This is a genomic window from Pseudomonas sp. R28(2017) (genome assembly GCF_002112505.1).
Lineage (GTDB): Bacteria > Pseudomonadota > Gammaproteobacteria > Pseudomonadales > Pseudomonadaceae > Aquipseudomonas.
Genome location: NZ_NEHW01000001.1, coordinates 144,867 through 170,184 on the forward strand (window position 1 = coordinate 144,867; position 25,318 = coordinate 170,184).

Here is a 25,318-nt window from a genome sequence, read left to right on the forward strand (position 1 = left end):
GGGCAATGCCGGGGGTACTGAAAGGGTTACGCACGGACCGGCGTGAGCACCGGTTCGCCGGCAAAGAAGGCCTGCAGGTTGCGCAGCACCAGGGTCACGGTATCCCGTGCGGCCTCGGGCGACTGGCCGGCCACATGAGGCGTGAGCACCGTATTGGCGAGGGCCTTGAGGGCATCTGGCACGGCGGGTTCGTCATCGAACACATCGAGCGCGGCGCCGGCCAGCCGGCCTTGTTCAAGGGCTGATACCAGGGCCTGGGTGTCGACCACGCTGGCCCGGGCGATATTCACCAGGTACCCCTCCGCGCCCAGCACCTCGAGCACCTGGGCATCGACCAGATGGCGGGTATTGGCGCCACCGGGGGTGGCAACGACCAGGATGTCGACGGCATCGGCCAGGTGCAACGGGCTGTCGTACCAGGTGTACGGCACGTCCGTTCGCGGGGTGCGGCTGTGGTAGCTGATGTTCATGTCGAAGCCCAGGCTGGCGCGTTTGGCGATGGCCTGGCCGACCGCGCCGAGGCCCAGCAGGCCCAGGCGCTTGCCACTGACCGAGGGGCTGATCACCCGGTTCCACTCGCCACGGCGCGTGCTGGCATCGGCACGGGGAATGTCGCGCAGCAGCGCCAGCAGCATGGCCAGGGTGTGGTCGGCAACCGCCGCGGCATTGGCGCCAGCGCCGTTGGTGACGGTGATGCCACGGGCGGCGGCAGCGGCCAGGTCGACCTGCTCGTAGCCGGCACCGATCACGCAGATGATCTGCAGTTTGGGTAAGGCGGAGATTTCAGCGGCGGTCAGGCCCAGCGGGCCACGGGTCAGCACGGCGTCGATCTCGCCGGCATGGCGCTGGATGGCCTCGGCGCGCAATTGCGGGGATGGAGCACGAATCAGGCGGTAGCCGGCCTGTTCGAGTAATGGCAGATAATCGTCGACGGTTTCTACCAGTACCAGGACTGTCTTGCTCATGCCACCTCCGAGTCAATTCGAAGGGGCATTATGCGGAGTCACCAGTCAGTACAGTCAATCGAAAAATAAGGGAGAAACTGTACTGTATGGGTTATCAGGTAAGTGTAGGAGCGGCCTCGTGTCGCGAAAAGGCTGCAAAGCAGCCCCAGCAATTGCTGCACTGTCGCTGAAATCCTGGGGCCGCTTCGCGGCCCTCTCGCGACATAAGGCCGCTCCTACAATTACTGCCCGTAGGCGCGCCCCAGCCCTCCAGGCACACCGCTGCTGTCGGTCTCCTGCCACGGCCCATCCGGGTTCAGCGACCAGCTCCAGCCATTCTCATAGCGGTAGTAGGTACGCTGCCGGTAAAAGACATTGGTCTTGTTCTCCAGCACATACACCCCAAGCTTCGGATCCCAGTGGCTGGCGCCACCCGGTGGTGGTGCGAAGCTGGCGGAGGTGCGCGGCATCGGCTTGGGAATCGCCGAAGGCTTGCTCGGCTGCGTCGATGGCTGGCCGCCCGGCAACGGCTTCACCGCAGGCCCCTGGTGTGGTGGCACGGTCTCGACCGGCGGCGACGGCTGCTCATACGGCTGATGCGAGGTACACGCAGACAAACCCAGGGCCAGGGTAATCAGGGTCAGGCGGACGGCGCTATGCATGGCGTTGCTCTCTTACTGGTCTGGGCTGTCGATGGTCAGGTGCTGGGTAGCCTGGGTGGTATTGGCCAGGGGCGCGCCCTGACCGATCCATTCACCGCGAGTCGGCTGGCCGGCGCGCGATACGCGTGCAACCAGTTGGACTTCGGCGAACCGGGACAGTTTCATCTGCGGCAGCATAGCGTCAGCGTCGGACAATTCCACTTCCAGCGGCAACTGCGCCACGGTCACCCGCTTGGCCGCCAGCGGCATGGGCGGGCCGTTGCTGGCACGGGCGAAGATGAACACGGTGTCGTCAGGCTTGACCTTGTCCTTGAGCGCCGCTGCCAGCTCCACCCGCACCTTCAGCCGGGCTGCCGCCGTGGTCTGCGGTTGGGCGCCGGTGCTGCCCAGGCGCTCCGCCGCACGGTCGATGCCGCCTTGCAATGCCGCCCGCGAGGCATCGCCTTCGGGCAGTTGCGCCAGCAGGCGGTTCCAGTAGTCGATGGCTTCCTGGTAGCGCTCGCCCTCGAAGGCGGCGATGCCTCGCAGGCCAAGGCTGGTGACCTCGTTCGGGTCGGCCTTGAGTGCCTCGTCCGTCAGTGCCTGCACCTGCGCGCTCCACTGCTTGTCCGCCGCGAAGTACAGCGCCTGGGCCCACTGGCCAAGCAGCTCGGGCTGGCGACCGGCCAGTGCCACGGCGCGCTCGTAGGCACGCGCGGCATCGGCCGGACGTTGCTGGGCCATGTAGGCCCGGCCCAGGAAGTACAGGCCTTCGGCCGAGTCCGGCTGGGCCTCTACGGCGCGCTCGAGGCGCGTGGTCATTTCGTCCATGGTCTTCGGCGCGGCGGCGAACTCCTGGGTCAGCTCGACCTTGTCCGCCGCACCGAAGTGCAGGTACAGCCCCAGTGCCAGTGCCGGCACCAGCACGGCTGCCAGCAATGGCAGGGCCTTGCCCAGGTGGCCCTGGCGCGCAGGTTCGGCACCTTCGGTGTCGGCCAACAATTCGCGGGCGGCTTCGTCACGGCCCTTGGCCAATTGCGCTTCGTCGAGCACGCCTGCCGCCTGTTGGGCGGCGAGTTCGGCAACGCGCTCCTGGTACAGGGCGACGTTCAGGGCGGTGCGGTCTTCTTCCTGCTGCTGGCGACGGCCACGCAGGATCGGGATCAGCAGAAAGCCGAGGGCGGCGAGCAGCAACAGGCCCGCGCTAAGCCAGAATTCAGTCATGGGTCTGTTCTTTTTCCAGCAGTTTGGCGAGACGCTCGCGTTCTTCGACGGACAGTTGCGGTGCAGCCTGGGCCGCCGGGCCACGGCGACGGCGGACGATCACCGCCAGCACCACGAAGCCACCGGCAAGCAGGATGCCAGGGCCGAACCACAGCAACCAGGTGCGGCCACTGAGCGCCGGCTTGTAGCGCACGAAGTCGCCATAGCGGTCGACCATGAAGTCGACGATCTGCTGGTTGCTCTTGCCTTCGCCAAGCATGCGGAAGATCTCGCGGCGCAGGTCGGCGGCGATCGGTGCGTTGGAATCGGCGATGTCCTGGTTCTGGCACTTGGGGCAGCGCAGTTCCTTGGTCAGCTGCTGGTAACGCTCGCGCTCGGCGTCGTCGCGGAACTGGTAGGTATCGATGGCCGCCTTGGCCACACCGGCCAGGCTCATGCCCAGCACGGCAGCTGCCAGCCAGCGCTTCATGGCTTGGCCTCGTCGACCAGGCCCTGGTACAGCGGCGCCAGTTGCTCGCGCCACACCGTGGCATCGACGATGCCGACGTGCTTGTAGCGGATGATGCCCTTGGCGTCGATGAGGAAGGTTTCCGGCGCGCCATACACGCCCAGGTCCAGCCCCAGGCTGCCCTGCTCGTCACGGATATCCAGCTGGTACGGGTTGTGGAACTCGGCCAGCCACTTCTGCGCGGCAGCGTTGTCGTCCTTGTAGTTGATGCCGTGGATCACCACGCCCTGCTGGGCCAACTGGTTCAGGTACGGGTGCTCGACCTTGCACGAAGGGCACCAGGTGGCCCACACGTTGACCAGTGCCGGCCGCCCCTGCAGGTCGGCCTGGGTCAGGTTGCGGTCACCCTGGGTCGAGGCCAGGGCGAACGTCGGGAACGGCTTGCCGATCATCGCCGACGGCAGCTCGTCGGGCTTGAGAAACAGCCCCTTGTAGAGGAAAACCGCCATCAGCAGAAACACCGCCAGTGGCACGACCATGATCCAACGCTTCATGCAGCAGCTCCAGACACGCCCAGGGCCTCACGCACCCGGGTCTTGACCTTGACGCGATAGCGCCGGTCGAAGGCCGCCAGCAACCCACCCAGGCCGGTCAGCAGACCGCCCAGCCAGATCCAGCGGACATAAGGCTTGATATGCACGCGCACTGCCCAGGCGCCGTTCTCCAGCGGCTCGCCCAGGGCAACGTACAGGTCACGGGTGAAACCGGCGTCGATGCCGGCTTCGGTCATCATCGACTGCTGCACGGTGTACAGGCGCTTTTCCGGGTGCAGGGTGGTCACTTCACGGCCGTCGCGGGTGACCACGATAGTGCCCTTGTCGGAAATGAAGTTCGGCCCTTCGAAGTGCTTGGCGCCCTCGAACAGGAAGTGGTAACCGCCCAGCTCGACGCTTTCGCCCGGCGCCATGCGCAGGTCGCGCTCGGCGCTGTTGTTGCTCGACAGCACCACGCCCAGGGCACACACCGCCAGGCCCAGATGCGCCAGTTGCATGCCCCAGTAGCTGCGGGTCAAGCCACGCACGCCCCTGGCCAGGCCTTTGTGGCGGGTCTTGTCGACGATGTCTCGCAGGCCACCGAGCACCACCCAGGCCGCCAGGGCGAAGGCGCTCAGCACCGGCCAGTCGAAGTCGTCGACCATGAAGCCGGCTACCGGCGCCAGCACCGCACTGCCGATCAGTACCGGGGTCATCATGCTGACCAGCCACTTGGCCGGGGTGTCTTTCCAGCGCACCACCACACCCAGGCTCAGCACCCCCATCAGCAGCGCCATCAACGGCAGGAACAGGGCGTCGAAGTAAGGCGGGCCAACCGACAGCTTGGCCCCGGTCAGGGCATCGAGCACCAGCGGGTAGAGCGTGCCGAGCAGGATCATCGAGGCCGCCACCACCAGCACCAGGTTGTTGGCCAGCAGCAGGGTTTCACGCGACCACAGGGCAAAGCCGACCTGGCTCTTGACCACTGGGGCGCGCAGGGCAAACAGGGTCAGCGAGCCGCCGACCACGAACAACAGGAAGATCAGGATGAACACGCCGCGCGCCGGGTCGGCCGCGAACGCGTGCACCGAGGTCAGCACGCCCGAGCGGACCAGGAAGGTGCCCAGCAGGCTCAGCGAGAACGCCGCGATCGCCAGCAGTACGGTCCAGCTCTTGAACACACCGCGTTTCTCCGTCACCGCCAGCGAGTGGATCAGCGCCGTGCCCACCAGCCAGGGCATGAACGAGGCGTTTTCCACCGGGTCCCAGAACCACCAGCCACCCCAGCCCAGTTCGTAGTAGGCCCACCACGAGCCGAGGGTGATGCCGACGCCGAGGAAGGCCCAGGCGACGATGGTCCAGGGCCGCGACCAACGCGCCCAGGCTGCGTCCAGGCGCCCGCCGAGCAGTGCGGCGATGGCGAAGGCGAAAGCCACCGAGAAGCCCACATAGCCCATGTACAGCATCGGCGGGTGGACGATCAGGCCAAAGTCCTGCAACAGCGGGTTGAGGTCACGGCCGTCGGTCGGCACCTGCGGCAACAGGCGCTGGAACGGGTTGGAGGTGATGATCAGGAAGCTCAGGAAGCCAACGCTGATCATGCCCATCACCGCCAGCACACGGGCCAGCATCACCTGCGGCAGCTGCCGCGAGAAGATCGACACGGCGAAGGTCCAGCCACCGAGGATCAGCGCCCAGAGCAGCAGCGAGCCTTCGTGGGCGCCCCAGACCGCACTGAACTTGTAGTACCACGGCAAGGCGCTGTTGGAGTTGCTGGCCACGTAGGCGACCGAGAAGTTGTCGGTCATGAACGCGTGGGTCAGGCAGGCAAAGGCGAAGACCAGGAAGGTGAACTGGCCCCAGGCGGCCGGGCGCGCCAGGCTCATCCACAGGCTGTCACCGCGCCAGGCACCGAGCAGCGGAACCGTGGCCTGCACGGCGGCGAAGCAGATCGCCAGGATCATCGCCAGCTGGCCGAGTTCGGGGATCACCAGCGCCGCGTTCATGGCTTGGCCTCCGCGCCGCTGGCCGCCTGGCCGCTTTCCTTCAGGGCCTTGGTGACCTCAGGTGGCATGTACTTCTCGTCGTGCTTGGCCAGCACCTCATCGGCCACCACCACGCCATCGCCGTTGAGCTTGCCGAGGGCAACGATGCCCTGCCCTTCGCGGAACAGGTCCGGCAGGATGCCGCGGTAGGTGATCGGCACGGACTTGTTGAAGTCGGTGACCACGAAGCGCACGTCGAGCGAATCGGAGGACCGCTGCACCGAGCCCTTTTCGACCATGCCGCCGGCACGGATGCGCGTGTCCAGCGGCGCCTCGCCGTTGGCGATCTGGGTCGGGGTGTAGAACAGGTTGATGTTCTGCTGCAGGGCGCTCAAGGCAAAGCCGACGGCAACCGCAACCCCGGCCAGCAGGCCGAGGATCAGGAACAGGCGTTTCTTGCGCTGCGGATTCACTGGTTGTTCTCCCGGCGCAAACGGCGCGCCTCATCTTGCAGGTAGCGACGGCGGGCCAGCACTGGTGCGGCGACATTCAGCGCCAGCACCGCCAGGCAGATGCCATAGGCCGACCAGACATACAGGGCGTGATGGCCCATGGCGAGAAAATCGCCGAAGGAAGCGAAACTCATCGTGCAGCCCTCCGCCCCAGGCTGTTCAACACTTCATCCTTGACCCAACTGGCGCGTGCCTCGCGCTTGAGCACCTCAAGGCGCATGCGCAGCAGCAGCACGGCACCGAAGAAGCAGTAGAAGCCCAACGCCGTGCACAGCAGCGGCAGCCACATTTCGGCCGGCATCGCCGGTTTTTCGGTGAGGGTGAAAGTGGCGCCCTGGTGCAAGGTGTTCCACCATTCTACCGAGTACTTGATGATCGGGATGTTGATCACGCCGACGATGGCCAGCACTGCGCAGGCCTTGGCCGCGCTGTCACGGTTGCTGATGGCCTGGCCCAGGGCAATGATGCCGAAGTACAGGAACAGCAGGATCAGCATCGACGTCAGCCGTGCGTCCCAGACCCACCAGCTGCCCCAGGTCGGCTTGCCCCAGATGGCCCCGGTGACCAGTGCCACGGCAGTCATCCAGGCGCCGATCGGCGCTGCGCATTGCAGGGCGACATCGGCCAGTTTCATCTTCCACACCAGCCCCACCGCGCCGGCCACGGCCAGCAGCACGTAGCAGGACTGCGCCAGCATCGCCGCCGGCACGTGGATATAGATGATGCGGAAGCTGTTGCCCTGCTGATAGTCCTCGGGGGCGAACGCCAGGCCCCAGACCACGCCGGTGACCAGCAGCAGTACGGCAGAGATGGCCAGCCATGGCAGCATGCGGCCGCTGATGGCATAGAACCATTTCGGCGAACCCAGTTTGTGGAACCACGTCCAGCTCATTTTCATCAGGTACATCCGGTATTAGCCGGGCTTGAGAGCCCGGGACTCGTTATTCGCCGACGCTGATCTTCAGGCCGGCCGCTATCGCAAAGGGTGCCAGGGTGACCGCCAGGGCCGTCAGGCTGGCGAGCCAGAGCAGATGGCCGGTGGCGGGCATATTCTGCAACGCCGCCTGCAACGCACCACTGCCCAGGATCAATACAGGGATATACAACGGCAGAATCAGCAACGCCAGTAACAAACCACCGCGCTTGAGGCCGACCGTCAGCGCAGCACCGACCGCCCCCAGCAAGCTCAATATCGGCGTGCCCAGCAGCAGCGAACCGAGCAGCACCGGCAGGCAGTGGCTCGGCAACCCCAGCATCAGCGCCAGCAATGGCGCCAACAATACCAGCGCCAGCCCGGAAAAGATCCAGTGCGCCAGCACCTTGGCCAGCACCAGCATGGCCAGCGGGTGCGGTGACAGCACCCACTGCTCCAGCGAGCCGTCCTCGAAATCGCTGCGGAACAGCCCATCCAGTGACAACAGCACGGCAAGCAAGGCCGCGACCCAGACCAGCCCAGGCGACAAGGTTTGCAACAATTGGCTTTCCGGGCCAACCGCCAGCGGGAACAGCGCCACGACGATGGCGAAGAACACCAGCGGGTTGGCCAGCTCGGCTGGGCGACGGAACAACAGGCGCGCTTCGCGGCGCAGCAACAGGATGAATACGCTCATGCCGCCCATTGCCCCAGGTTCAGTTCGCGGTACCCGGACGGCTTGCGTTCGAGGCTGTGGTGCGTGGTCAGCACCACCGTGCCGCCCTGTTCGCAGTGGGCGGCCAGGTGCGCTTCGAGCTGGGCCACCCCCTGCTTGTCGAGGGCAGTGAAGGGTTCGTCGAGGATCCACAGCGGCGGGCTTGCCAGGTGCAGCCGGGCCAGGGCCACCCGGCGCTGCTGGCCGGCGGACAGCGTATGACAAGGGATGTCTTCGAAACCGCGCAGGCCGACCGCCGCCAGCGCCGCCCAGATCGCTTCGGCGCTAGCCGGCTGGTGCAGGGCGCAGAGCCAGGTGAGGTTCTCCTCGGCGGTGAGCAGGTCCTTGATGCCAGCGGCGTGGCCGATCCATAGCAGGATGCTGGCCAAGGCATGGCGCTGCTCGTTCAGCGGCTGGCCAGCCAGCAGGATCTGCCCGGCAGTCGGCTGCATCAGCCCGGCCAACAGGCGCAGCAGGCTGGTCTTGCCGCTGCCGTTGGGGCCACTGATCTGCAGCATGTCGCCGGGGCGCAGCTCGAAATCGAGGTGCTCGAACAACAGGCGCCAGTCGCGCTCGCAGGCCAGGCCCACGGCTTGGAGGTGAAGGGTCACGGATTCGCCTTATCTATATGCTTCTCAAGTCGCCCACCTGGCTGCCGTTATACTGGCAGTGACAGGCGGCAGGCATTATTACATGTGCTGCCACGCTGCCAAGAGGGCGGGCTCCACAGGTTGTATACAATCATGACTGAAATCAATAGTCTCGGTGCACAAACCGCGATCAATCCGCAGGCGATCAAGGCCCAGCTGACCGGTGAGCTGCTCAACCTGACCCAGGCCCAACCCGGCCTGCTCAAGCCAGGTGAAACCGCCCAGGCCGAAGTGCTGACGCTGCGCCAGAGCGGCAGTACCTTCCAGTTGGTGCTGCAGGTGATCCAGGCCAATGGCAGCCAGACCCAGGTCCAGGCCAGTGCCAACCAGCCGATTCCACCGGGCAGCCAGCTCACCGTCAGCCAGCCTGAGAGCAACCGCCTGGCCGTGATGCTGCAACAGGCCAGCGCCAGCAACGTCGCCACCCTCACCCAGCTCGACACCAGCAAGGTGCCGGTCGGTACCCTGCTGCAGGGCAAGGTGCTGACCAATCAGGCGCTGCCCCAGGCGGCAGGCGCAGCGGCCAGCTTCCGCTCGTTGGTCAGCCTGCTCAATACCGCCCAGGCCGGCGCCACGCTGACCATCGACAGCCCGCGCCCGCTGCCGATCGGCAGCCTGCTCAGCGCCCTGGTGCAAGGCGACCAGTCGCTGCGCTTCGTGCCCCTGAGCGGTCGCCAGGAACAGCTGAACATCGCCCAGCAATTGCTCACCCAGCAAGGCCGCCAGGCCTCCCTGCCCGGCCTGCTCAGCGCCCTGCAGCAAATTGCCAGCAGCCCTGCCAGCGAGGGCGAGTTGCGCAGTATCGCCAGCACGCTGCTGGCCAGCCTGCCAGACGCCCGCCAGCTGAGCGACGGCAAGGCCGTGGCCCAGGCGCTGAACAACAGCGGTGCCTTTCTCGAAGCGAAGCTGCTGGGCGGGCTGGGTGCCAACGTGGCCACCGACCTCAAGGCACAGCTGGTCAGGCTGGTGGCCCAGGCCACACTCAGTGCTCCGGCCAGCCCGGTGATCGCTTCCACCAGCCTGGCCCAGGCATTGCCAGCCCTGGCGCGCGGCGCGCTGGGCATGCTCGACCGGGTCACCCCCCGATCGCCGCCAGGCGCATTTCCGCTGCCCTCGCGGTTGTTGCAGGCGATGGAAAACGAAGGTGACCTGCAGCAGTTGCTGCGCCTGGCCGCCGCCGCCATCTCGCGCCTGCAGAGTCATGCCCTGAGCAGCCTGCAGCAGTCCGGCACGCTGGACAACGGCAACCTGCAGACCACCTGGCAGGCCGAGATCCCGGTGCGCCACGGCCAGGAATTCATCCCCCTGCAAGTGAAGCTGCAGCGCGAGGAAACCCCGGAACAGCAGGCCGAGCGCCAGCACGAGCAGCAAGACCCGCAGCAAGCGCTGTGGCGCATCGAGCTGGCCTTCGACCTCGCCCCGCTGGGCCCGCTGCAGGTTCAGGCGCAACTGGTCCAGGGCCGCTTGTCCGGCCAGTTGTGGGCCGAACATGAACCGACCGCGCGGCTGATCGACAGCCAGCTCGGCGAACTGCGCGAACGCCTGCTGGCCCGTGGCCTGGAGGTCGGCGACCTGGAATGCCACCCCGGCATCCCGCCACAGGGCCCGCGCACGCGGGTGGAACAACGCTGGGTGGATGAAACCGCATGACCGACAAGCAACCCCGCCAGGCGATCGCGCTCAACTACGACGGCCAGCAAGCCCCGACCTTGACCGCCAAAGGTGATGACGAACTGGCCGAGGCGATTCTGGCCCTGGCCCGTGAACATGAGGTGCCGATCTACGAGAACGCCGAACTGGTACGCCTGCTGGCACGCCTGGAGCTGGGCGAGCAGATCCCGCCGGCGCTGTACCTGACAATTGCCGAAATCATTGCCTTTGCCTGGCAGTTGCGGGGCAAGGTGCCCGTCGGCTTCAACGACGAACCCGCTGCACCGCGGGATATCACGCCACAGCCGCCGTTGTTGCCTCAGCCTGGGCAGCGCTAATTATCTACCGCCACTGTCAGCACTGACCGTTCAGCCTTGCCGCTTCCTCACAGCAAGGTGAACCCCATGTCCACGCGCCACATCAATGCTGCAGGCATACAGTACGTCCGCACCCACCTCAGCCACGTCCCCCGCCCCGACCACGCGGCGAGCCAGGCTATCCGGCAATGGCTCCTGCAACAGGGCCATGATGTCGACCCGCAGCAGATCGACGTCGTCACGCTGCATTACCGCCCCGAGAGCTCCGGCGGCAATCTGCTGGTGGTCACGCAAAGCATGAGCCTGCCCCAGGCGGTACTGAGCAACTGGCAGGGGGAATCCGCCAACGACCTGCTCGGCGACCTATTTAACGCCCCTTGGGCCGGGCACCTGCCCGAAGGCCCGCTGCGGCTGGTCGAAACCCTGCCGGCACCGCCCTTCAACCCCTATGGCGCCCCCTACGCGGTGTTCAACGGGCTGTTCCGCCGGACCACGCCGCAACGCTATGACGCCTCCACCCACCTGCCGGTAGCAGCCGAAGCCTTCCAGCGCTTCATCCACGACCTGGACTTCCACACCCCCTTCAAAGCCCAACTGGATCGCTACTGGAACCAGCACCTGCAGGGCCATTGCCTGGCCAGCAGGCTCAACTTCATCGCGGCCTGCAACAAGCAGGTCAGCGAAGGCAGCCTCAGCGAGCCCGCCAGGAAGCTGGCGTGGCAAGCCGCCGGGCTGATGCCCGGTGCCGACAAGCTGCGGCTCAGCACGCTGAACATCTATGGCTATGCGGCGACCGACCTGCTGTACCTGAACGACCCCAGCAGCGACCTGACCTTGCTGTACCTGCCTGGCAACAGTTCACCCCTGCTGGAGTTCGCCAGCGAAATGCTGCTCAAGGACTGGATTGGCCTGCAGTGCAAGGACCCGGCCAGGCGCCAGGCCCTGAAATTGCACTTTCGCCTCGCCGACCGCCCGCAAGGCCTCGACTTCAGTGGCCTGGATACCGCGCTCGAGGGCCTGGCCGATTACCCGAACAGCCACCGCTTGCCACCCGAACATGGCTATTTCAACGACGACGGCACCTGGCCGCCACGCACCTTTGTCAATTACCGCCCTGGCAAATACAACCCTCGAATCGACGGTGACCTGTTCCAGGCACTGGCCGAACGACAGCGCCAGCGCAGCTACGACGATGCCGACTTCCTGATCACCCGCGACAGCCAGGTCAGCAAGGCTCGCTGGCTGGGCTACCTGAGCACGACGCTGAACCTGCTGGCGCCGCTGTGCCTGGTGGTGCCGGGCCTGGCCCCCCTGCTGGCGGCGGGCGGTATCGTGCAACTGGGGCTGGGGCTGGACCAGGTGATCAATGGCAGGTCGCTGGCGCAGCAGCAGGCGGGGGTCGGCAACATTACCTGGGGCCTGTTCAACGCGGCGCCGCTGGCCCTCACTGGCGTCACCAGGGCCAAGGCACTGTTCGCGTTCAAACGCGATGGCTTCGTCCTGCCGAAACGGCTCAACGAGCAGATCGGCTACCCCTTGAGCCCGGTCACGGCACCCCGGTTTCCGGAACCCGAAGGTGTCAGCTACTTTCACTTCCCCGAGCCCGTCGAACCGCTACCGGAATGCGACCAGGCCGTCGCCGCCGGGGTGATCCGCACACCGCGCTACGACGGTGACCTGGACAACCTCGATGCGAGTATCGGTGGCTACAACGTGCGCATGGTCTACGACGTCCAGCGGGATGTGTTCATCAGCGAAGACGACCTCAACGAGGTCGAGCCGCTCGGCTACCTGGCAACACCCGCCAGCAAGGACCTGATCCCCGCCCCCGCCTCCCGCACCGTCACCCCGGCCATGCGCACGCGCAGCCTGCGCGCGCTGGGCGTCGACCTGCCGCTGCCGGTGAATATCCCGACCCAAGCCCCCAGCAGTTTCCCGATACCCAGAAAGATCTCCTGCCTTTGGGTAGGTGACAAGGTCATCAGCAGTGAACTGCTGACCAACCTGGGCAGCAATGCGGCCCGGCTCAAGGACAGCGAATATGCCATGCGCCTGTTCCTCTCCAAGGCCGACCCGCACGTCTACGCCGAGAACCTGCGCCTGCTGGCCGAACATGCCGCGGGGCTGCAGGTGCTGCCGCTGGAGGAGCAAGCGTTTTTCCGGGCCTTTCGCCAGAGCAGGTACTACGCACAGTACGACGCCGCCCTGGAGGGCAACGGCGGCATCGCCACCAACTACGCCTCGGCATCGGATGTGCTGCGTTATCCAATGCTGCACCACGAGGGCGGCTTGTACATGGATGTCGACGACACGCTGCTAGCCGATGGCGAAACCATCGACCAGGTCGAGCTGCGCACCCCAGCCGATGGCCTGCTGCTGGCGCCGCCGATGTCCAATGAAAAGCTGGCAATGAACTGTCTGTACAACACCAGCATGATCGGCAGCCACGCCGGCAACCCCACGCTGGAAGCGATTGCCGACGAAATGTTGGCGCGTTACCAGACCAACCGGGACTTCTATGACAGCAAGCCCAGCCTGGCCGAGGACCCGGCGAACTTCTACCGCTACGCCGGGCGCCTGAGCCAGCTCACCGGCCCAGCCCTGCTCAGCGACGTGGTCGACCGCCAGCTGCCGGCACTGGGCACCTTGCGCCAGATCGTCAACCTCTACGCCATGCCGCGGATCAACGCCTATCAGTTCGTCGACCTGCCCCGCGCCCAGGAGGCCATGCACACGCTATTGCCCTTCAACCGCTTCGCCAAGGTCGGCGGCTATCACTCCTGGAGCAGCACCTGAGCCTGCTGCCGGGCGGGGCCAGTGCAATTGGCGGCGTTACCCGCCGCGGTGCAGCTTGCTCATCAGCTCCGCCTCGGCCTGGGTCAGGCCGCAGGTTTCGGTGAGTTCCGATACGCTGGCGCCCATGCCCACCAGCTTGGCGGCCTGGGTGAAGGTGACGCTGTTGGGGTCGCGCTGTTCCAGCTGCTGGAGCCTCTCCGGCAGCGGCGCGACGGTGGCGCGCAGCTCATGCAGGGCCTCACCCATGCGCACGGTACCGTTCTGGTAGTCGTCCAGGCGCTTGGCCAGGTCCTTGATGCGCTGGTCGCGCAGGGCATCGCCCACGGCCTGCTGCGCCGCCAGTTCGCGCTGGCGCTTGCTGTAGTTGAGGAAGAACCACAGGCTCACGGCCCACAGCAGCGCCAGGAAGATTACCGCCACCTCGAAGATCAACTCAGATGTTCTCCAGCTCGGACCACTCTTCCTCGGTCATCATCTTGTCCAGCTCGACCAGGATCAGCAGTTCACCGTTCTTGTTGCACACGCCCTGGATGAACTTGGCCGACTCTTCGTTACCCACGTTCGGCGCCGTTTCGATTTCCGACTGACGCAGGTACACCACCTCGGCAACGCTGTCGACCAGGATGCCGACCACTTGCTTGTCGGCCTCGATGATGACGATACGGGTGTTGTCGGTCACGTCCGACGGCATCAGGCCGAAGCGCTGGCGGGTGTCGATCACCGTCACCACGTTGCCGCGCAGGTTGATGATGCCCAGCACGTAGCTCGGCGCACCCGGCACCGGTGCGATCTCGGTGTAGCGCAGCACTTCCTGCACTTGCATGACGTTGATGCCGTAGGACTCGTTGTCCAGACGGAAGGTTACCCACTGCAGGATCGGATCTTCAGAACCTTGCGCAGACGACTTTTTCATTCCCCTAGCCCTCTAAATCCGCCGTTGGCGGTTGTGTTCGGTGTCATTTCTGTTTGGCATGCAACTGCTTGACCGCGCCGCTGGCGATCAGCTCGGCCAGTGCGGCGACGTCGAGCAGTGCACACATGTGTTCGATAACCGTGCCGGCCAACCATGGGCGCTGGCCACGCTGGCTGCGCCACTTGATCTCGGCAGGGTCCAGGCGCAGCGAGCGGCTGACCTGGTGTACCGCCAGGCCCCACTCGTAGCCCTGCACGGAAATCACGTAATTCAGGCCCTGGCGGAAATCATCGCGGTAGCGGTCGGGCATCACCCAGCGCGCCGTGTCCAGCACCTTCAGGTTGCCCGCCTGGCAGGTCAGGATGCCAAGGAACCAGTCCGGCTGGCCGAACAGCGGCGTCAGTTCCTGGCCTTCCAGGCTGTAGATCGAGCCCAGGCACACCAGCGGCACGGCCAGGGTCAGCCCGGCAACGTCGAACAGCAGGCACTCGAACGGCTCGGCCGCCCAGGCCGGGCGGCCATCGACACTGGCCGGCGGGACCGGTGCGTCAGCCATGCCTGCTGCTGGCAAGTGCACTTCCACCAAGGGTGCGACCGGCTCCGGTGCTGGCACTTCGGTCAATACCGGGATGCTGGCCTCAGCCACCACCTCAGCCTCGACCACCGCGACTACCGGCGGCTCGACCGGCAGCACGGCGGGCAGCACCTTTACCTGCGGTTCGGCAAAAGGCCTGGCCGCAGGTGCTGGCTGGCCAGCGTCTCGCGCCTGCTCTTCGCGCACGGCAGCAGCGAATTCATCACTGGTTGCGGGCGCTTCACTGGGCGTTGGCAGGTCAAGGATGTCCTCGGCCTCGGTGGCCTCCTGCAGCAACCCATCGAGGTATGACTGCAGGGCCAGTTGCGGCTTGGTGCCGACAGGCCGGTTCATCGGGTCACCTGCGCAGCAGGCTTGTAGGTGAGCATGTGCTTGAGCAGTGCCCGGTAGGCGATCACGCCGCGGCTCTTGCCGTCGAACTGCGACGGCGTGACGCCATTGCGGCTGGCATCGCGCAGGCGCGTGTCGACCGGGATGTAACCCTGCCACACCTGGTGTTCATAGGTATCGCGCAGCACCTTGAGGGTGCCCAGCGAAGCCTGGGTACGGCGGTCGAACAGGGTCGGCACGATCTGGTAAGGCAACGCCTGCTTGCGCGAGCGGTTGACCATGGTCAAGGTGCCGATCATCCGTTCCAGGCCCTTCACCGCCAGAAATTCGGTCTGCACCGGAATCACCAGCTGCTGGCTGGCCGCCAAGGCATTGACCATCAGCACGCCCAGCAACGGCGGGCTGTCGATCAACGCGAAATCAAAATCCTGCCACAACTGCGCCAGACTCTTGGCGATCACCAGGCCCAGGCCACTCTGCCCTGGCGACTGGCGCTCCAGTACCGCCAATGCCGTGCTCGACGGCAGCAACGAGATACGCTCATCGCTGGTCGGCAGCAGCAATTGCCCCGGCAGGCCCTCGGGCACGCTGCCCTTGTGCAGGAACAGGTCGTAGCAGCTGTGCTCCAGGGCATCCGGGTTGTGCCCGAAATAGCTGGTCATCGAGCCATGCGGGTCGAGGTCGACGACGACCACGCGCTTGCCCGCCTCGGCCAGCAGGCCGGCCAGGGCAATGGTGGTGGTGGTCTTACCGACACCACCTTTTTGATTGGCTACTGCCCAGACTCTCATAGGACAACTCTTGTTTCATGGGTGTCGCCGGCTCCCACAGGGCATGCGGTGACGGAGAATTGACGGCTCACTTCGCCGTCGTCGCGGCTGGGGCTGGTGGTGCAGTTTGTGTGCCAGCACGACGCAGCGCTGCATCTGCGGTGGCATTGGCACTGCCCGAGCCGGTCAGGCTGCGGCGCACTTCGAGGTTGCGGGAAATCACCAGCACCACCCGGCGATTGCGCGCACGCCCTTCGGCGGTGTCGTTGCTGGCCACCGGCTGGTACTCACCGTAACCCACCGAGGCCATGCGCGCCGGGTTGACCCCTTCCATTGCCAGCAGGCGCACGATGCTCGCCGCCCGCGCTGCCGACAGTTCCCAGTTGGTCGGGTACTGCGCCGTGCGGATCGGCAGGTTGTCGGTGAACCCCTCGACGTGCACCGGGTTGGCGAACGGTTTGAGGATGCTGCCGACTTTCTCGATGATGGCGAACGCCTTGTCACTGGGCATGGCATCGCCACTGCCGAACAGCAAGGAAGAGTTGAGCTCGATCTCCACCCACAGCTCGTTGCCGCGCACGGTCATCTGGTCGGACTTGATCAGGTCGCCGAAGGCATCACGCACGTCGTCGCTGATGGTCTTCAGCGGGTCGACATTGGTCTGCGCCAGGCCCGCATCGGTCTGCTCGCTGTCCTTGATCAAAGGTTCTGCCGGCTTCACGCTGAGCGGCTGCTCATCACCGATCGGGATCGGTTTCATGCTCCGCTCGGGGTCGTTGAACACTCCGAGCAGCGCCTGCGAGATGACCTTGTACTTGCCCTCGTTGATCGAGGAGATCGAATACATGACCACGAAGAAAGCGAACAGCAAGGTGATGAAGTCGGCGTACGACACCAGCCAGCGTTCGTGGTTCTCGTGCTCCTCGGTATGACGGCGACGGCGCATGGCTTACTCCATGAAGCCTTGCAGCTTCAGCTCGATCGAGCGCGGGTTCTCGCCCTCGGCAATCGACAGCAGGCCTTCGAGCAGCATCTCGCGGTAGCGCGACTGGCGCATGACGATGGCCTTGAGCTTGTTGGCGATCGGCAGCAGGATCAGGTTGGCACTGGCCACGCCGTAGATGGTGGCGACGAAGGCCACGGCGATGCCGTTGCCCAGTTGCGACGGGTCGGCCAGGTTGCCCATGACATGGATCAGGCCCATGACCGCGCCGATGATACCGATGGTCGGGGCATAGCCGCCCATGCTCTCGAACACCTTGGCGGCCTGGATATCACGGCTTTCCTGGGTCAGGAAGTCGACTTCGAGGATGCCGCGGATCGATTCCGGCTCGGCGCCATCGACCAGCAGCTGCAGGCCCTTGCGGGCGTACGGGTCGGGTTCGGCATCGGCCACGCCTTCGAGGCCGAGCAGGCCTTCCTTGCGCGCCACCAGGCTCCAGTTGACCACCCGGTCGATACCGCCGGCCAGGTCGACCCGCGGCGGGAAGAAGATCCAGCGCAGAATCTGCAGCGCGCGCTTGAACGACGACAGCGGCGACTGCAGCAATGCCGCCGCCAGGGTGCCACCGAGCACGATCAGGCCGGCCGGGCCATTGAGCAAGGCACCGACGTGGCCACCTTCGAGAAAGTTGCCGCCAACGATGGCGACGAACGCCAGGATCAGGCCAATCAGGCTGAGCACATCCATCAGACGCAAGCCTCGACCAGGTGTTTGCCAATTTCATCCAGGCTGTACACCGCGTCGGCCAGGTTGGCTTTGACGATGGCCATGGGCATGCCGTAGATCACACAGCTGGCCTCATCCTGGGCCCACACGGTACTGCCGCCCTGCTTGAGCAGGCGTGCGCCTTCGCGGCCGTCGGCGCCCATGCCGGTGAGCACCACCGACAGCACCTTGTCGCCGTAGGACTTGGCCGCCGACCCAAAGGTGATGTCCACGCACGGCTTGTAGTTCAGGCGCTCGTCGCCCGGCAGGATCTTCACCGTGCCACGGCCGTCGATCATCATCTGCTTGCCGCCAGGGGCCAGCAGCGCCAGGCCCGGGCGCAGCATGTCGCCGTCCTCGGCTTCCTTGACGCTGATCTTGCACAGCTTGTCGAGGCGCTCGGCAAAGGCCTTGGTGAAGGCTGCGGGCATGTGCTGGATCAGCACGATCGGCGCCGGGAAGTTCGCCGGCAACTGGGTCAGCACGCGCTGCAGGGCCACCGGGCCACCGGTGGAGGTGCCGATCGCCACCAATTTGTAAGGCTTGCGCTTGGGTGCCGGGGAATGCGTTGCGGCCGGCGCCGGTGCCGGTGCACGAACAGGCGCGGCAGCACGTATCGGCGCGGCGCTGGCCAGGCTGCTGGCGGGCGCATGGCTGCTGGCCGGCGTAGGTGCGGTAACCGGCGCGGGGCTGGCGTAGCTGCCAAAACGGCGGTTGCTGCGCGAGATGGTATGGACCTTTTCGCACAGCAGCTGCTTGACCTTCTCCGGGTTGCGCGAGATGTCTTCGAAGTTCTTCGGCAGGTAATCCACCGCACCGGCATCCAGCGCGTCGAGGGTGACACGGGCACCTTCGTGGGTCAGCGAGGAGAACATCAACACCGGCGTCGGGCAGCGCTGCATGATGTGCCGCACTGCGGTGATGCCATCCATCATGGGCATTTCGTAGTCCATGGTGATGACGTCGGGTTTGAGCGCCAGCGCCTGGTCGATCGCTTCCCTGCCGTTGGTCGCGGTGCCGACCACCTGGATGGTCGGGTCCGCCGAAAGGATTTCCGAAACGCGGCGGCGGAAGAAACCGGAATCATCCACCACCAGGACCTTGACTGCCATAAACACTCCATTAGGCGGCGCAACCGGCCAGGGTGCGCCGCCGAAAATCAGATACGCCGTGCCGCGTAACGCTTGAGCATGCTCGGCACGTCGAGAATCAGCGCGATGCGGCCGTCACCGGTGATGGTGGCGCCGGACATGCCCGGGGTACCTTGCAGCATCTTGCCCAGCGGCTTGATCACCACCTCTTCCTGGCCCACCAGCTGGTCGACCACGAAGCCGATACGCTGGGTACCGACCGACAGGATCACCACATGGCCCTCGCGCTGCTCCTCGTGCACCTGGCCCTGAACCAGCCAGCGCTTGAGGTAGAACAGCGGCAGCGCCTTGTCGCGCACGATCACCACTTCCTGGCCGTCGACCACGTTGGTGCGCGACAGGTCGAGGTGGAAGATCTCGTTGACGTTGACCAGCGGGAAGGCGAACGCCTGGTTGCCCAGCATCACCATCAGGGTCGGCATGATCGCCAGGGTCAGCGGCACCTTGATGACGATCTTCGAACCCTGGCCCTTGGCCGAGAAGATGTTGATCGAGCCGTTGAGCTGGGAAATCTTGGTTTTCACCACGTCCATGCCGACGCCGCGGCCGGACACGTCGGAAATCTCGGTCTTGGTCGAGAAGCCCGGGGCGAAGATCAGGTTGTAGCAGTCCGATTCGCTCAGGCGATCGGCGGCGTCCTTGTCCATCAGGCCCTTTTCCACGGCCTTGGCGCGCAGAATGTTCGGGTCCATGCCCTTGCCGTCGTCGGAGATCGACAGCAGGATGTGGTCACCTTCCTGCTCGGCCGACAGCACCACGCGGCCGGTTCGGGCCTTGCCGGACGCTTCACGCTCGTCGGGCATCTCGACACCGTGGTCGACGGCGTTGCGCACCAGGTGCACCAGCGGGTCGGCCAGGGCTTCGACGAGGTTCTTGTCGAGGTCGGTTTCTTCGCCGACCAGCTCCAGGTTGATCTCTTTCTTCAGCTGCCGAGCCAGGTCGCGGACCAGGCGCGGGAAGCGCCCGAAGACCTTCTTGATCGGCTGCATGCGGGTCTTCATCACCGCGGTCTGCAGGTCGGCGGTGACCACGTCGAGGTTGGACACGGCCTTGGACATGGCCTCGTCGCCGCTGTTCAGGCCCAGGCGTACCAGGCGGTTACGCACCAGCACCAGTTCGCCGACCATGTTCATGATCTCGTCCAGGCGCGCGGTGTCGACGCGCACGGTGGTTTCCGCTTCGCTGGCAGGCTTTTCCGCCGCAGCGGCCGGGGTGCGCGCTGGCGCGGCAGGCTTGGCTGCAGTGACGTTGCCAGGTGCAGCAGCGGCCGGGGCAGCAGCAGGCCTGGCGAGCGGTTGGCTTTCAGCCTTCTGCGCAACCGGCGCAGCCACGGCAGCAGGCGCCTGGGCAGTAGCGGCCTCACCGGTGAACTTGCCCTTGCCGTGCAACTGGTCGAGCAGCGCTTCGAACTCGTGCTCGGTGATCTCGTCGCTGCTGGCAGGCGCGGCAACGCTTTGCACGGCAGCGGCGGCAACGGGCAAGGCATCGGCCTGGAAGGTGCCCTTGCCGTGCAACTGGTCCAGCAACGACTCGAACTCTTCGTCGGTGATCTCGTCGCTCATCGGCGCACTGGCATCGACCACCGCTTCGGCGGCAGCCACTTCGGGCGAGAACTGGCCCTTGCCATGCAACTGGTCGAGCAGCGATTCGAACTCGGCGTCGGTGATGTCGTCACCCGAGCCGCTCAGGGTCTCGCCCTGCATCTGCGCGTCAAAGGCGGCCGCTTCGGCCTTGACCGCGTCGAGCGAGTCGAGCAGCTGCTCGAACTCGGTGTCGGTGATGTCCGCTTCTGCCGCCACCGGCTGCGGCGCAGCTTCGACCACCACCGCCGGGGCGTCGGCGCTGGCAGGTTCCGCCAGCCGCGACAGGGCCGCCAGCAGCTCCGGGGTGGCCGGGGTCACTTCACTGCGCTCACGCACCTGGCCGAACATGCTGTTGACCGTGTCCAGTGCTTCGAGCACCACGTCCATCAGTTCCGCGTCGACCCGGCGCTCACCTTTGCGCAGGATGTCGAACACGTTCTCGGCGATATGGCAGCACTCCACCAGCTCGTTCAGCTGAAGGAAGCCGGCGCCCCCTTTTACAGTGTGGAAACCGCGAAAGATCGCATTGAGCAGGTCGGCATCGTCGGGCCGGCTTTCCAGCTCGACCAGTTGCTCGGACAGTTGCTCAAGAATTTCGCCGGCTTCTACCAGGAAATCCTGAAGGATTTCTTCATCGGCGCCGAAGCTCATTAAACGTGCTCCTTAAAAACCCAGGCTGGACAGCAGATCGTCGACGTCGTCCTGACCGGACACAACGTCTTCACGCTTATCGGCATGAATCTGCGGACCTTCACCCCGAGTCGGATGTTTTTCTTGATCTTTTTCAGCGCGCAGCTGCTGGTGGTCATGTTCGATGCCGGCAAAGCGGTCGACCTGACTGGCCATCAGCACGAGCTTGAGCAGATTGCTTTCCACTTCGGTCACCAGCGCGGTCACGCGCTTGATCACCTGGCCGGTCAGGTCCTGATAGTCCTGGGCCAGCAGAATGTCGTTGAGGTGGCCGGCAACCTTGCGGTTCCCCTCGGCGCTGTGCGTCAGGAAACTGTCGACGCGCTTGACCAGCTCGCGAAACTCCGGCGCTGCGACTTCGCGGCGCATGAAGCGCTGCCAGTCGACGCTCAGGCCTTGCGCCTCGTTTGCCAGGTCGTTGAGCACCGGGGTGCTCTCCTCCACCAGGTCCATGGTGCGGTTGGCGGCACCCTCGGTGAGCTTGACCACGTAGGACAGGCGCTCGGTGGCATCGGTGATCTGCGAAACTTCCTCGGCCTGCGGCATGCGCGGGTCGATCTGGAAGCTGACGATCGCGCTGTGCAGTTCACGGGTGAGCTTGCCGACCTCCTGGTACAGGCCGCGGTCGCGGGTCTGGTTGAGCTGATGGATCAGCTGCACCGCCTCGCCGAAACGCCCCCGCTCCAGGCTCTCGACCAGCTCCTGGGCATGTTTCTTCAGGGTCGACTCGAACTCCCCCAAAGACGTCTGTGTTGATTCCATGGCGCCCCCTGACGTGACTCAGCCGTTGACGCGTTCGAAGATCTTCTCGATCTTTTCTTTGAGCACCTGGGCGGTGAACGGCTTGACCACGTAGCCGTTGACCCCGGCCTGGGCCGCTTCGATGATCTGGTCGCGCTTGGCTTCGGCGGTCACCATCAGCACCGGCATGGTTTTCAGGCGATCGTGGGCACGCACCTTGCGCAGCAGGTCGATACCGGACATGCCAGGCATGTTCCAGTCGGTCACCAGGAAGTCGTAATGGCCGCTTTCGAGCATCGGCAGCGCGGTGGTGCCGTCATCGGCTTCATCGGTGTTGGTGAAGCCCAGGTCACGCAACAGGTTCTTGATGATCCGCCGCATCGTCGAAAAGTCGTCAACGATGAGGATTTTCATGTCTTTGTTCAAGTAGACCTCCAAGCAGTCTCAAACGCGCTCGGCTGCGAGCACGCGTATTCATTCAATTCGGTGCAACAGGGAAAACACGTGGAAAACGACTGCAACGACCCTCGGGCTCAACGGGCCCGCCATTCCCCCAGGCGGCTGCGCAGGCGCGCGGCACACTGGCTGTGCAACTGGCTGACACGCGATTCGCTGACCCCCAGTACCTCACCGATTTCCTTGAGGTTCAGCTCTTCGTCGTAGTACAGCGCCAACACCAGCCGCTCACGCTCCGGCAGGTTGGCGATCGCATCGGTCAGGGCAGCCTGGAAGCGCTCGTCCTCCAGATCGCGCGACGGCTCGATCTGGCCACTGGCGCCGTCCTCGTGCAGCCCTTCGTGCTCGCCGTCCTGCAACAGGTCGTCGAAACTGAACAGGCGGCTCCCCAAGGTATCGTTCAAGATCCCGTAGTAATCATCGAGACTCAACTGGAGTTCGGCAGCAACTTCATGATCTTTAGCGTCGCGGCCGGTTCTTGCTTCCACGGCGCGCATCGCGTCACTGACCATGCGCGTATTGCGGTGCACCGAACGCGGTGCCCAATCGCCCTTGCGGACCTCGTCGAGCATCGCCCCGCGGATGCGGATGCCGGCGTAGGTTTCAAAGCTGGCGCCCTTGCTGGCGTCGTACTTGTTGGCCACTTCCAGCAGCCCGATCATGCCGGCCTGGATCAGGTCCTCGACCTGGACGTTGGCGGGCAGGCGTGCCAGCAGGTGGTAGGCGATGCGCTTGACCAGCGGCGCGTAGCGTTCCACCAGCTCGAACTGGGCGTCCTTCGACGCCTTGCTGTACATCTTGAAGCCGCTCGCGTTCATAGCACGGGCCCTGCGCTGGTGGGTTGCACCAGGCGCTCGACGAAGAACTCAAGATGGCCGCGCGGGTTGGCAGGCAGCGGCCAGCTGTCGACCTTCTGCGCAATGGCCTTGAAGGCCAGGGCGCACTTGGAGCGCGGGAAGGCCTCATACACCGCGCGCTGCTTCTGCACGGCCTTGCGCACGCTCTCGTCGTAGGGCACGGCGCCGACATATTGCAGGGCCACGTCAAGGAAGCGGTCGGTGACCTTGGTCAGCTTGGCGAACAGGTTGCGCCCTTCCTGCGGGCTCTGGGCCATGTTGGCCAGCACGCGGAAACGGTTCATGCCGTAGTCGCGGTTGAGCAGCTTGATCAGCGCGTAGGCGTCGGTGATCGAGGTCGGCTCGTCGCACACCACCAGCAGCACTTCCTGGGCCGCGCGCACGAAGCTGACTACCGAGTCACCAATACCCGCAGCGGTGTCGATGACCAGCACGTCAAGGTTGTCGCCGATCTCACTGAAGGCCTGGATCAGCCCGGCATGCTGGGCCGGGGCCAGGTGCACCATGCTCTGGGTACCAGAGGCAGCCGGCACGATGCGCACACCGCCCGGGCCCTGCAACAGCACATCGCGCAGCTCGCAGCGGCCCTCGATGACATCGGCCAGGGTGCGTTTCGGGGTAAGGCCCAGCAACACGTCGACATTGGCCAGGCCAAGGTCGGCGTCCAGCAACATCACCCGGCGGCCGAGTTCGGCCAGCGCCAGGGACAGGTTCACTGAAACGTTAGTCTTGCCGACGCCACCTTTGCCACCGGTGACGGCGATCACCTGTACGGGATGCATGCTACCCATGTTCGTTGTTTACCTTGTCTCGCTTGGACCCAAGCCACACGCGGGGCGACACTGCCAGCCCCGGAATGTAGGTACTTTGCATACGCTTCATCCTCAACCTGCGCGCCGCGGGTTGTGGTAGAGATCAGCGAACATGTCGGCCATCGCCTCCTCGCTGGGCTCGTCCTGCAACTGCACGTTCACCGCACGGGTCACCAGCTGGTGCGGGCGCGGCAGGTGCAGGTCGTCAGGAATGCGCGGGCCATCGGTGAGGTAGGCCACGGGCAGTTCATGACTGATGGCCAGGCTCAGCACGTCGCCGAGGCTCGCCGTTTCATCGAGTTTGGTCAGGATGCAGCCGGCCAGGCCGCAGCGCTTGTAGCTGTGGTAGGCGGCGGTCAGCACCTGCTTCTGGCTGGTGGTGGCCAGCACCAGGTAGTTCTTCGCGGCAATGCCACGCCCGGCCAGGGTTTCCAGTTGCATGCGCAGGGCCGGGTCGCTGGCCTGCAGGCCGGCGGTATCGATCAGCACCACGCGCTTGCGCAGCAACGGCTCCAGCGCCGCAGCCAGCGACTGCCCCGGGTCGACATAGGTCACAGGCACGTTGAGGATGCGACCCAACGTCTTGAGCTGCTCCTGGGCGCCGATGCGGAAGCTGTCCATGCTCACCAGGGCCAGGTTCTGCGGGCCGTACTTGAGCACATAGCGCGCCGCCAGCTTGGCCAGGGTGGTGGTCTTGCCCATGCCGGCCGGGCCGACCATGGCGATCACGCCACCCTCTTCGATCGGTTCGACCTGCGGCACTTCGATCATCCGCGCCAGGTGCGCCAGCAGCATCCGCCAGGCCTGGCGCGGCTCCTCGATCTCGCAGGTGAGGTCGAGCAGCTCGCGGGCGATCGGGCCGGACAGGCCGATGCGCTGCAGGCGGCGCCAAAGGTTGGCCTGGGCCGGCTTGCTGCCCTGCAGCTGGTTCCAGGCCAGCGAGCCGAGCTGCACTTCGAGCAGTTCACGCAGGCCCGACAGCTCCGAACGCATGGCGTCGAACAGGCGCGGGTCAACAGCCGGTTGCGCCGGCGCGGGCGCAGGGGCCGGCACATCGACGTGCGGTTCGATCAGCGGCTCGGCCGCTGTCAGCGACTGGCCGGCGAACAATTGGCGGTTGCCTTCGCTGGCCTCGGCGCGGTTGTCCAGCTCGGCCTGGGCCGTGGCGATGCGCGACTGGGTCTTGCGCAGCTCTTCTTCCAGCTCGGCATTGGGCACGCGCGGGGCCAACGCGGACAGCTTGTAGTCCAGCGCGGCGGTCAGTTCGACACCACCGGCAATGCGGCGGTTGCCGATGATGGCGGCATCGGAGCCCAGCTCATCACGGACCAGCTTCATGGCCTGACGCATATCGGCGGCGAAAAAACGCTTGACTTGCATAACC

Annotated in this window: 27 protein-coding genes; 3 read left to right on the forward strand and 24 right to left on the reverse strand. The window is 65.3% G+C overall.

Translation table 11 applies throughout. From position 1 onward, the window contains the following. Window positions 1–26 precede the first annotated feature (26 nt). The 11 genes from CAF78_RS00655 to ccmA all read right to left on the reverse strand — a co-directional run bounded on the left by CAF78_RS00655 (window position 27) and on the right by ccmA (window position 8,526). Entirely contained in the window at window positions 27–965 is a 939-nt protein-coding gene (locus CAF78_RS00655) for a 2-hydroxyacid dehydrogenase (protein WP_085677809.1), read from the reverse strand. 221 nt (window positions 966–1,186) lie between these two features. Continuing rightward, the gene (locus CAF78_RS00665; protein WP_085677807.1) at window positions 1,187–1,606 is read right to left on the reverse strand and encodes a hypothetical protein; all 420 of its coding nucleotides are present in this window, start codon (window positions 1,604–1,606) and stop codon (window positions 1,187–1,189) included. A 12-nt stretch (window positions 1,607–1,618) separates the two neighbouring features. Further along, window positions 1,619–2,809, reverse strand: a complete 1,191-nt coding sequence (gene ccmI, locus CAF78_RS00670) for a c-type cytochrome biogenesis protein CcmI (RefSeq protein WP_085677806.1) — start codon at window positions 2,807–2,809, stop codon at window positions 1,619–1,621. Then, complete coding sequence (locus CAF78_RS00675) at window positions 2,802–3,278, reverse strand: cytochrome c-type biogenesis protein (RefSeq protein WP_085677805.1); 477 nt, start codon at window positions 3,276–3,278, stop codon at window positions 2,802–2,804. The genes ccmI and CAF78_RS00675 overlap by 8 nt, the downstream gene beginning before the upstream one ends. Continuing rightward, window positions 3,275–3,811, reverse strand: a complete 537-nt coding sequence (locus tag CAF78_RS00680; protein WP_085677804.1) for a DsbE family thiol:disulfide interchange protein — start codon at window positions 3,809–3,811, stop codon at window positions 3,275–3,277. The genes CAF78_RS00675 and CAF78_RS00680 overlap by 4 nt, the downstream gene beginning before the upstream one ends. Further along, window positions 3,808–5,781, reverse strand: coding sequence for a heme lyase CcmF/NrfE family subunit (locus CAF78_RS00685; protein ID WP_177408487.1), 1,974 nt, complete (start codon window positions 5,779–5,781; stop codon window positions 3,808–3,810). Before CAF78_RS00685 ends, CAF78_RS00680 begins: the two co-directional genes overlap by 4 nt. A gap of 11 nt (window positions 5,782–5,792) precedes the next feature. Then, entirely contained in the window at window positions 5,793–6,248 is a 456-nt protein-coding gene (ccmE, locus tag CAF78_RS00690; protein WP_085677802.1) for a cytochrome c maturation protein CcmE, read from the reverse strand. Next, window positions 6,245–6,421: a heme exporter protein CcmD gene (ccmD, locus tag CAF78_RS00695; RefSeq protein WP_079229104.1), complete on the reverse strand. Its 177-nt coding sequence runs from the start codon at window positions 6,419–6,421 to the stop codon at window positions 6,245–6,247. Before ccmD ends, ccmE begins: the two co-directional genes overlap by 4 nt. Continuing rightward, a complete protein-coding gene (locus tag CAF78_RS00700; RefSeq protein WP_060508368.1) occupies window positions 6,418–7,185 on the reverse strand; it encodes a heme ABC transporter permease in 768 nt (255 codons plus the stop codon). Before CAF78_RS00700 ends, ccmD begins: the two co-directional genes overlap by 4 nt. A 43-nt stretch (window positions 7,186–7,228) precedes the next feature. Continuing rightward, window positions 7,229–7,906: a heme exporter protein CcmB gene (gene ccmB, locus CAF78_RS00705; RefSeq protein ID WP_371856918.1), complete on the reverse strand. Its 678-nt coding sequence runs from the start codon at window positions 7,904–7,906 to the stop codon at window positions 7,229–7,231. Further along, window positions 7,894–8,526 carry a cytochrome c biogenesis heme-transporting ATPase CcmA gene (gene ccmA / locus CAF78_RS00710; protein WP_085677801.1) on the reverse strand — a complete coding sequence of 211 codons (633 nt, stop codon included), beginning with the start codon at window positions 8,524–8,526 and terminating at the stop codon, window positions 7,894–7,896. Before ccmA ends, ccmB begins: the two co-directional genes overlap by 13 nt. 132 nt (window positions 8,527–8,658) lie before the next feature. Between ccmA and CAF78_RS00715 the strand changes: the two genes are divergently transcribed. The 3 genes from CAF78_RS00715 to CAF78_RS00725 all read left to right on the forward strand — a co-directional run bounded on the left by CAF78_RS00715 (window position 8,659) and on the right by CAF78_RS00725 (window position 13,328). Further along, window positions 8,659–10,215, forward strand: coding sequence for a flagellar hook-length control protein FliK (locus CAF78_RS00715; RefSeq protein WP_085677800.1), 1,557 nt, complete (start codon window positions 8,659–8,661; stop codon window positions 10,213–10,215). Next, entirely contained in the window at window positions 10,212–10,553 is a 342-nt protein-coding gene (locus CAF78_RS00720; RefSeq protein ID WP_085677799.1) for an EscU/YscU/HrcU family type III secretion system export apparatus switch protein, read from the forward strand. The genes CAF78_RS00715 and CAF78_RS00720 overlap by 4 nt, the downstream gene beginning before the upstream one ends. 66 nt (window positions 10,554–10,619) lie before the next feature. Then, window positions 10,620–13,328 (forward strand): dermonecrotic toxin domain-containing protein, encoded by a 2,709-nt coding sequence (locus tag CAF78_RS00725; RefSeq protein ID WP_085677798.1) that lies wholly within the window; start codon window positions 10,620–10,622, stop codon window positions 13,326–13,328. Window positions 13,329–13,364: 36 nt separating this feature from the next. Here the strand turns inward: CAF78_RS00725 and CAF78_RS00730 are convergent, their stop codons facing one another. The 13 genes from CAF78_RS00730 to flhF all read right to left on the reverse strand — a co-directional run bounded on the left by CAF78_RS00730 (window position 13,365) and on the right by flhF (window position 25,314). Beyond that, complete coding sequence (locus CAF78_RS00730) at window positions 13,365–13,760, reverse strand: DUF2802 domain-containing protein (RefSeq protein WP_085677797.1); 396 nt, start codon at window positions 13,758–13,760, stop codon at window positions 13,365–13,367. A 1-nt stretch (window position 13,761) separates the two neighbouring features. After that, window positions 13,762–14,241 (reverse strand): chemotaxis protein CheW, encoded by a 480-nt coding sequence (locus tag CAF78_RS00735; RefSeq protein ID WP_016393802.1) that lies wholly within the window; start codon window positions 14,239–14,241, stop codon window positions 13,762–13,764. Window positions 14,242–14,284: 43 nt separating this feature from the next. After that, window positions 14,285–15,169, reverse strand: a complete 885-nt coding sequence (locus tag CAF78_RS00740; protein ID WP_085677796.1) for a CheW domain-containing protein — start codon at window positions 15,167–15,169, stop codon at window positions 14,285–14,287. Then, a complete protein-coding gene (locus tag CAF78_RS00745) occupies window positions 15,166–15,957 on the reverse strand; it encodes a ParA family protein (protein WP_085677795.1) in 792 nt (263 codons plus the stop codon). The genes CAF78_RS00740 and CAF78_RS00745 overlap by 4 nt, the downstream gene beginning before the upstream one ends. 67 nt (window positions 15,958–16,024) lie before the next feature. Continuing rightward, the gene (motD, locus tag CAF78_RS00750) at window positions 16,025–16,882 is read right to left on the reverse strand and encodes a flagellar motor protein MotD (RefSeq protein WP_085677794.1); all 858 of its coding nucleotides are present in this window, start codon (window positions 16,880–16,882) and stop codon (window positions 16,025–16,027) included. 3 nt (window positions 16,883–16,885) lie between these two features. Next, complete coding sequence (locus tag CAF78_RS00755) at window positions 16,886–17,626, reverse strand: flagellar motor protein (protein WP_085677793.1); 741 nt, start codon at window positions 17,624–17,626, stop codon at window positions 16,886–16,888. Next, complete coding sequence (locus CAF78_RS00760; protein ID WP_085677792.1) at window positions 17,626–18,756, reverse strand: chemotaxis response regulator protein-glutamate methylesterase; 1,131 nt, start codon at window positions 18,754–18,756, stop codon at window positions 17,626–17,628. The genes CAF78_RS00755 and CAF78_RS00760 overlap by 1 nt, the downstream gene beginning before the upstream one ends. 47 nt (window positions 18,757–18,803) lie before the next feature. After that, window positions 18,804–21,029, reverse strand: a complete 2,226-nt coding sequence (locus tag CAF78_RS00765) for a chemotaxis protein CheA (RefSeq protein WP_085677791.1) — start codon at window positions 21,027–21,029, stop codon at window positions 18,804–18,806. A gap of 12 nt (window positions 21,030–21,041) precedes the next feature. After that, window positions 21,042–21,830 carry a protein phosphatase CheZ gene (locus CAF78_RS00770; RefSeq protein ID WP_085677790.1) on the reverse strand — a complete coding sequence of 263 codons (789 nt, stop codon included), beginning with the start codon at window positions 21,828–21,830 and terminating at the stop codon, window positions 21,042–21,044. Window positions 21,831–21,848: 18 nt separating this feature from the next. Further along, complete coding sequence (locus CAF78_RS00775; protein WP_103446503.1) at window positions 21,849–22,223, reverse strand: chemotaxis response regulator CheY; 375 nt, start codon at window positions 22,221–22,223, stop codon at window positions 21,849–21,851. A 119-nt stretch (window positions 22,224–22,342) separates the two neighbouring features. Continuing rightward, a complete protein-coding gene (gene fliA, locus CAF78_RS00780; protein WP_027921199.1) occupies window positions 22,343–23,083 on the reverse strand; it encodes an RNA polymerase sigma factor FliA in 741 nt (246 codons plus the stop codon). Then, complete coding sequence (gene fleN, locus CAF78_RS00785; protein ID WP_054884183.1) at window positions 23,080–23,913, reverse strand: flagellar synthesis regulator FleN; 834 nt, start codon at window positions 23,911–23,913, stop codon at window positions 23,080–23,082. Before fleN ends, fliA begins: the two co-directional genes overlap by 4 nt. A gap of 93 nt (window positions 23,914–24,006) precedes the next feature. Further along, the gene (gene flhF, locus CAF78_RS00790) at window positions 24,007–25,314 is read right to left on the reverse strand and encodes a flagellar biosynthesis protein FlhF (protein ID WP_085677789.1); all 1,308 of its coding nucleotides are present in this window, start codon (window positions 25,312–25,314) and stop codon (window positions 24,007–24,009) included. Window positions 25,315–25,318: the final 4 nt, after the last annotated feature.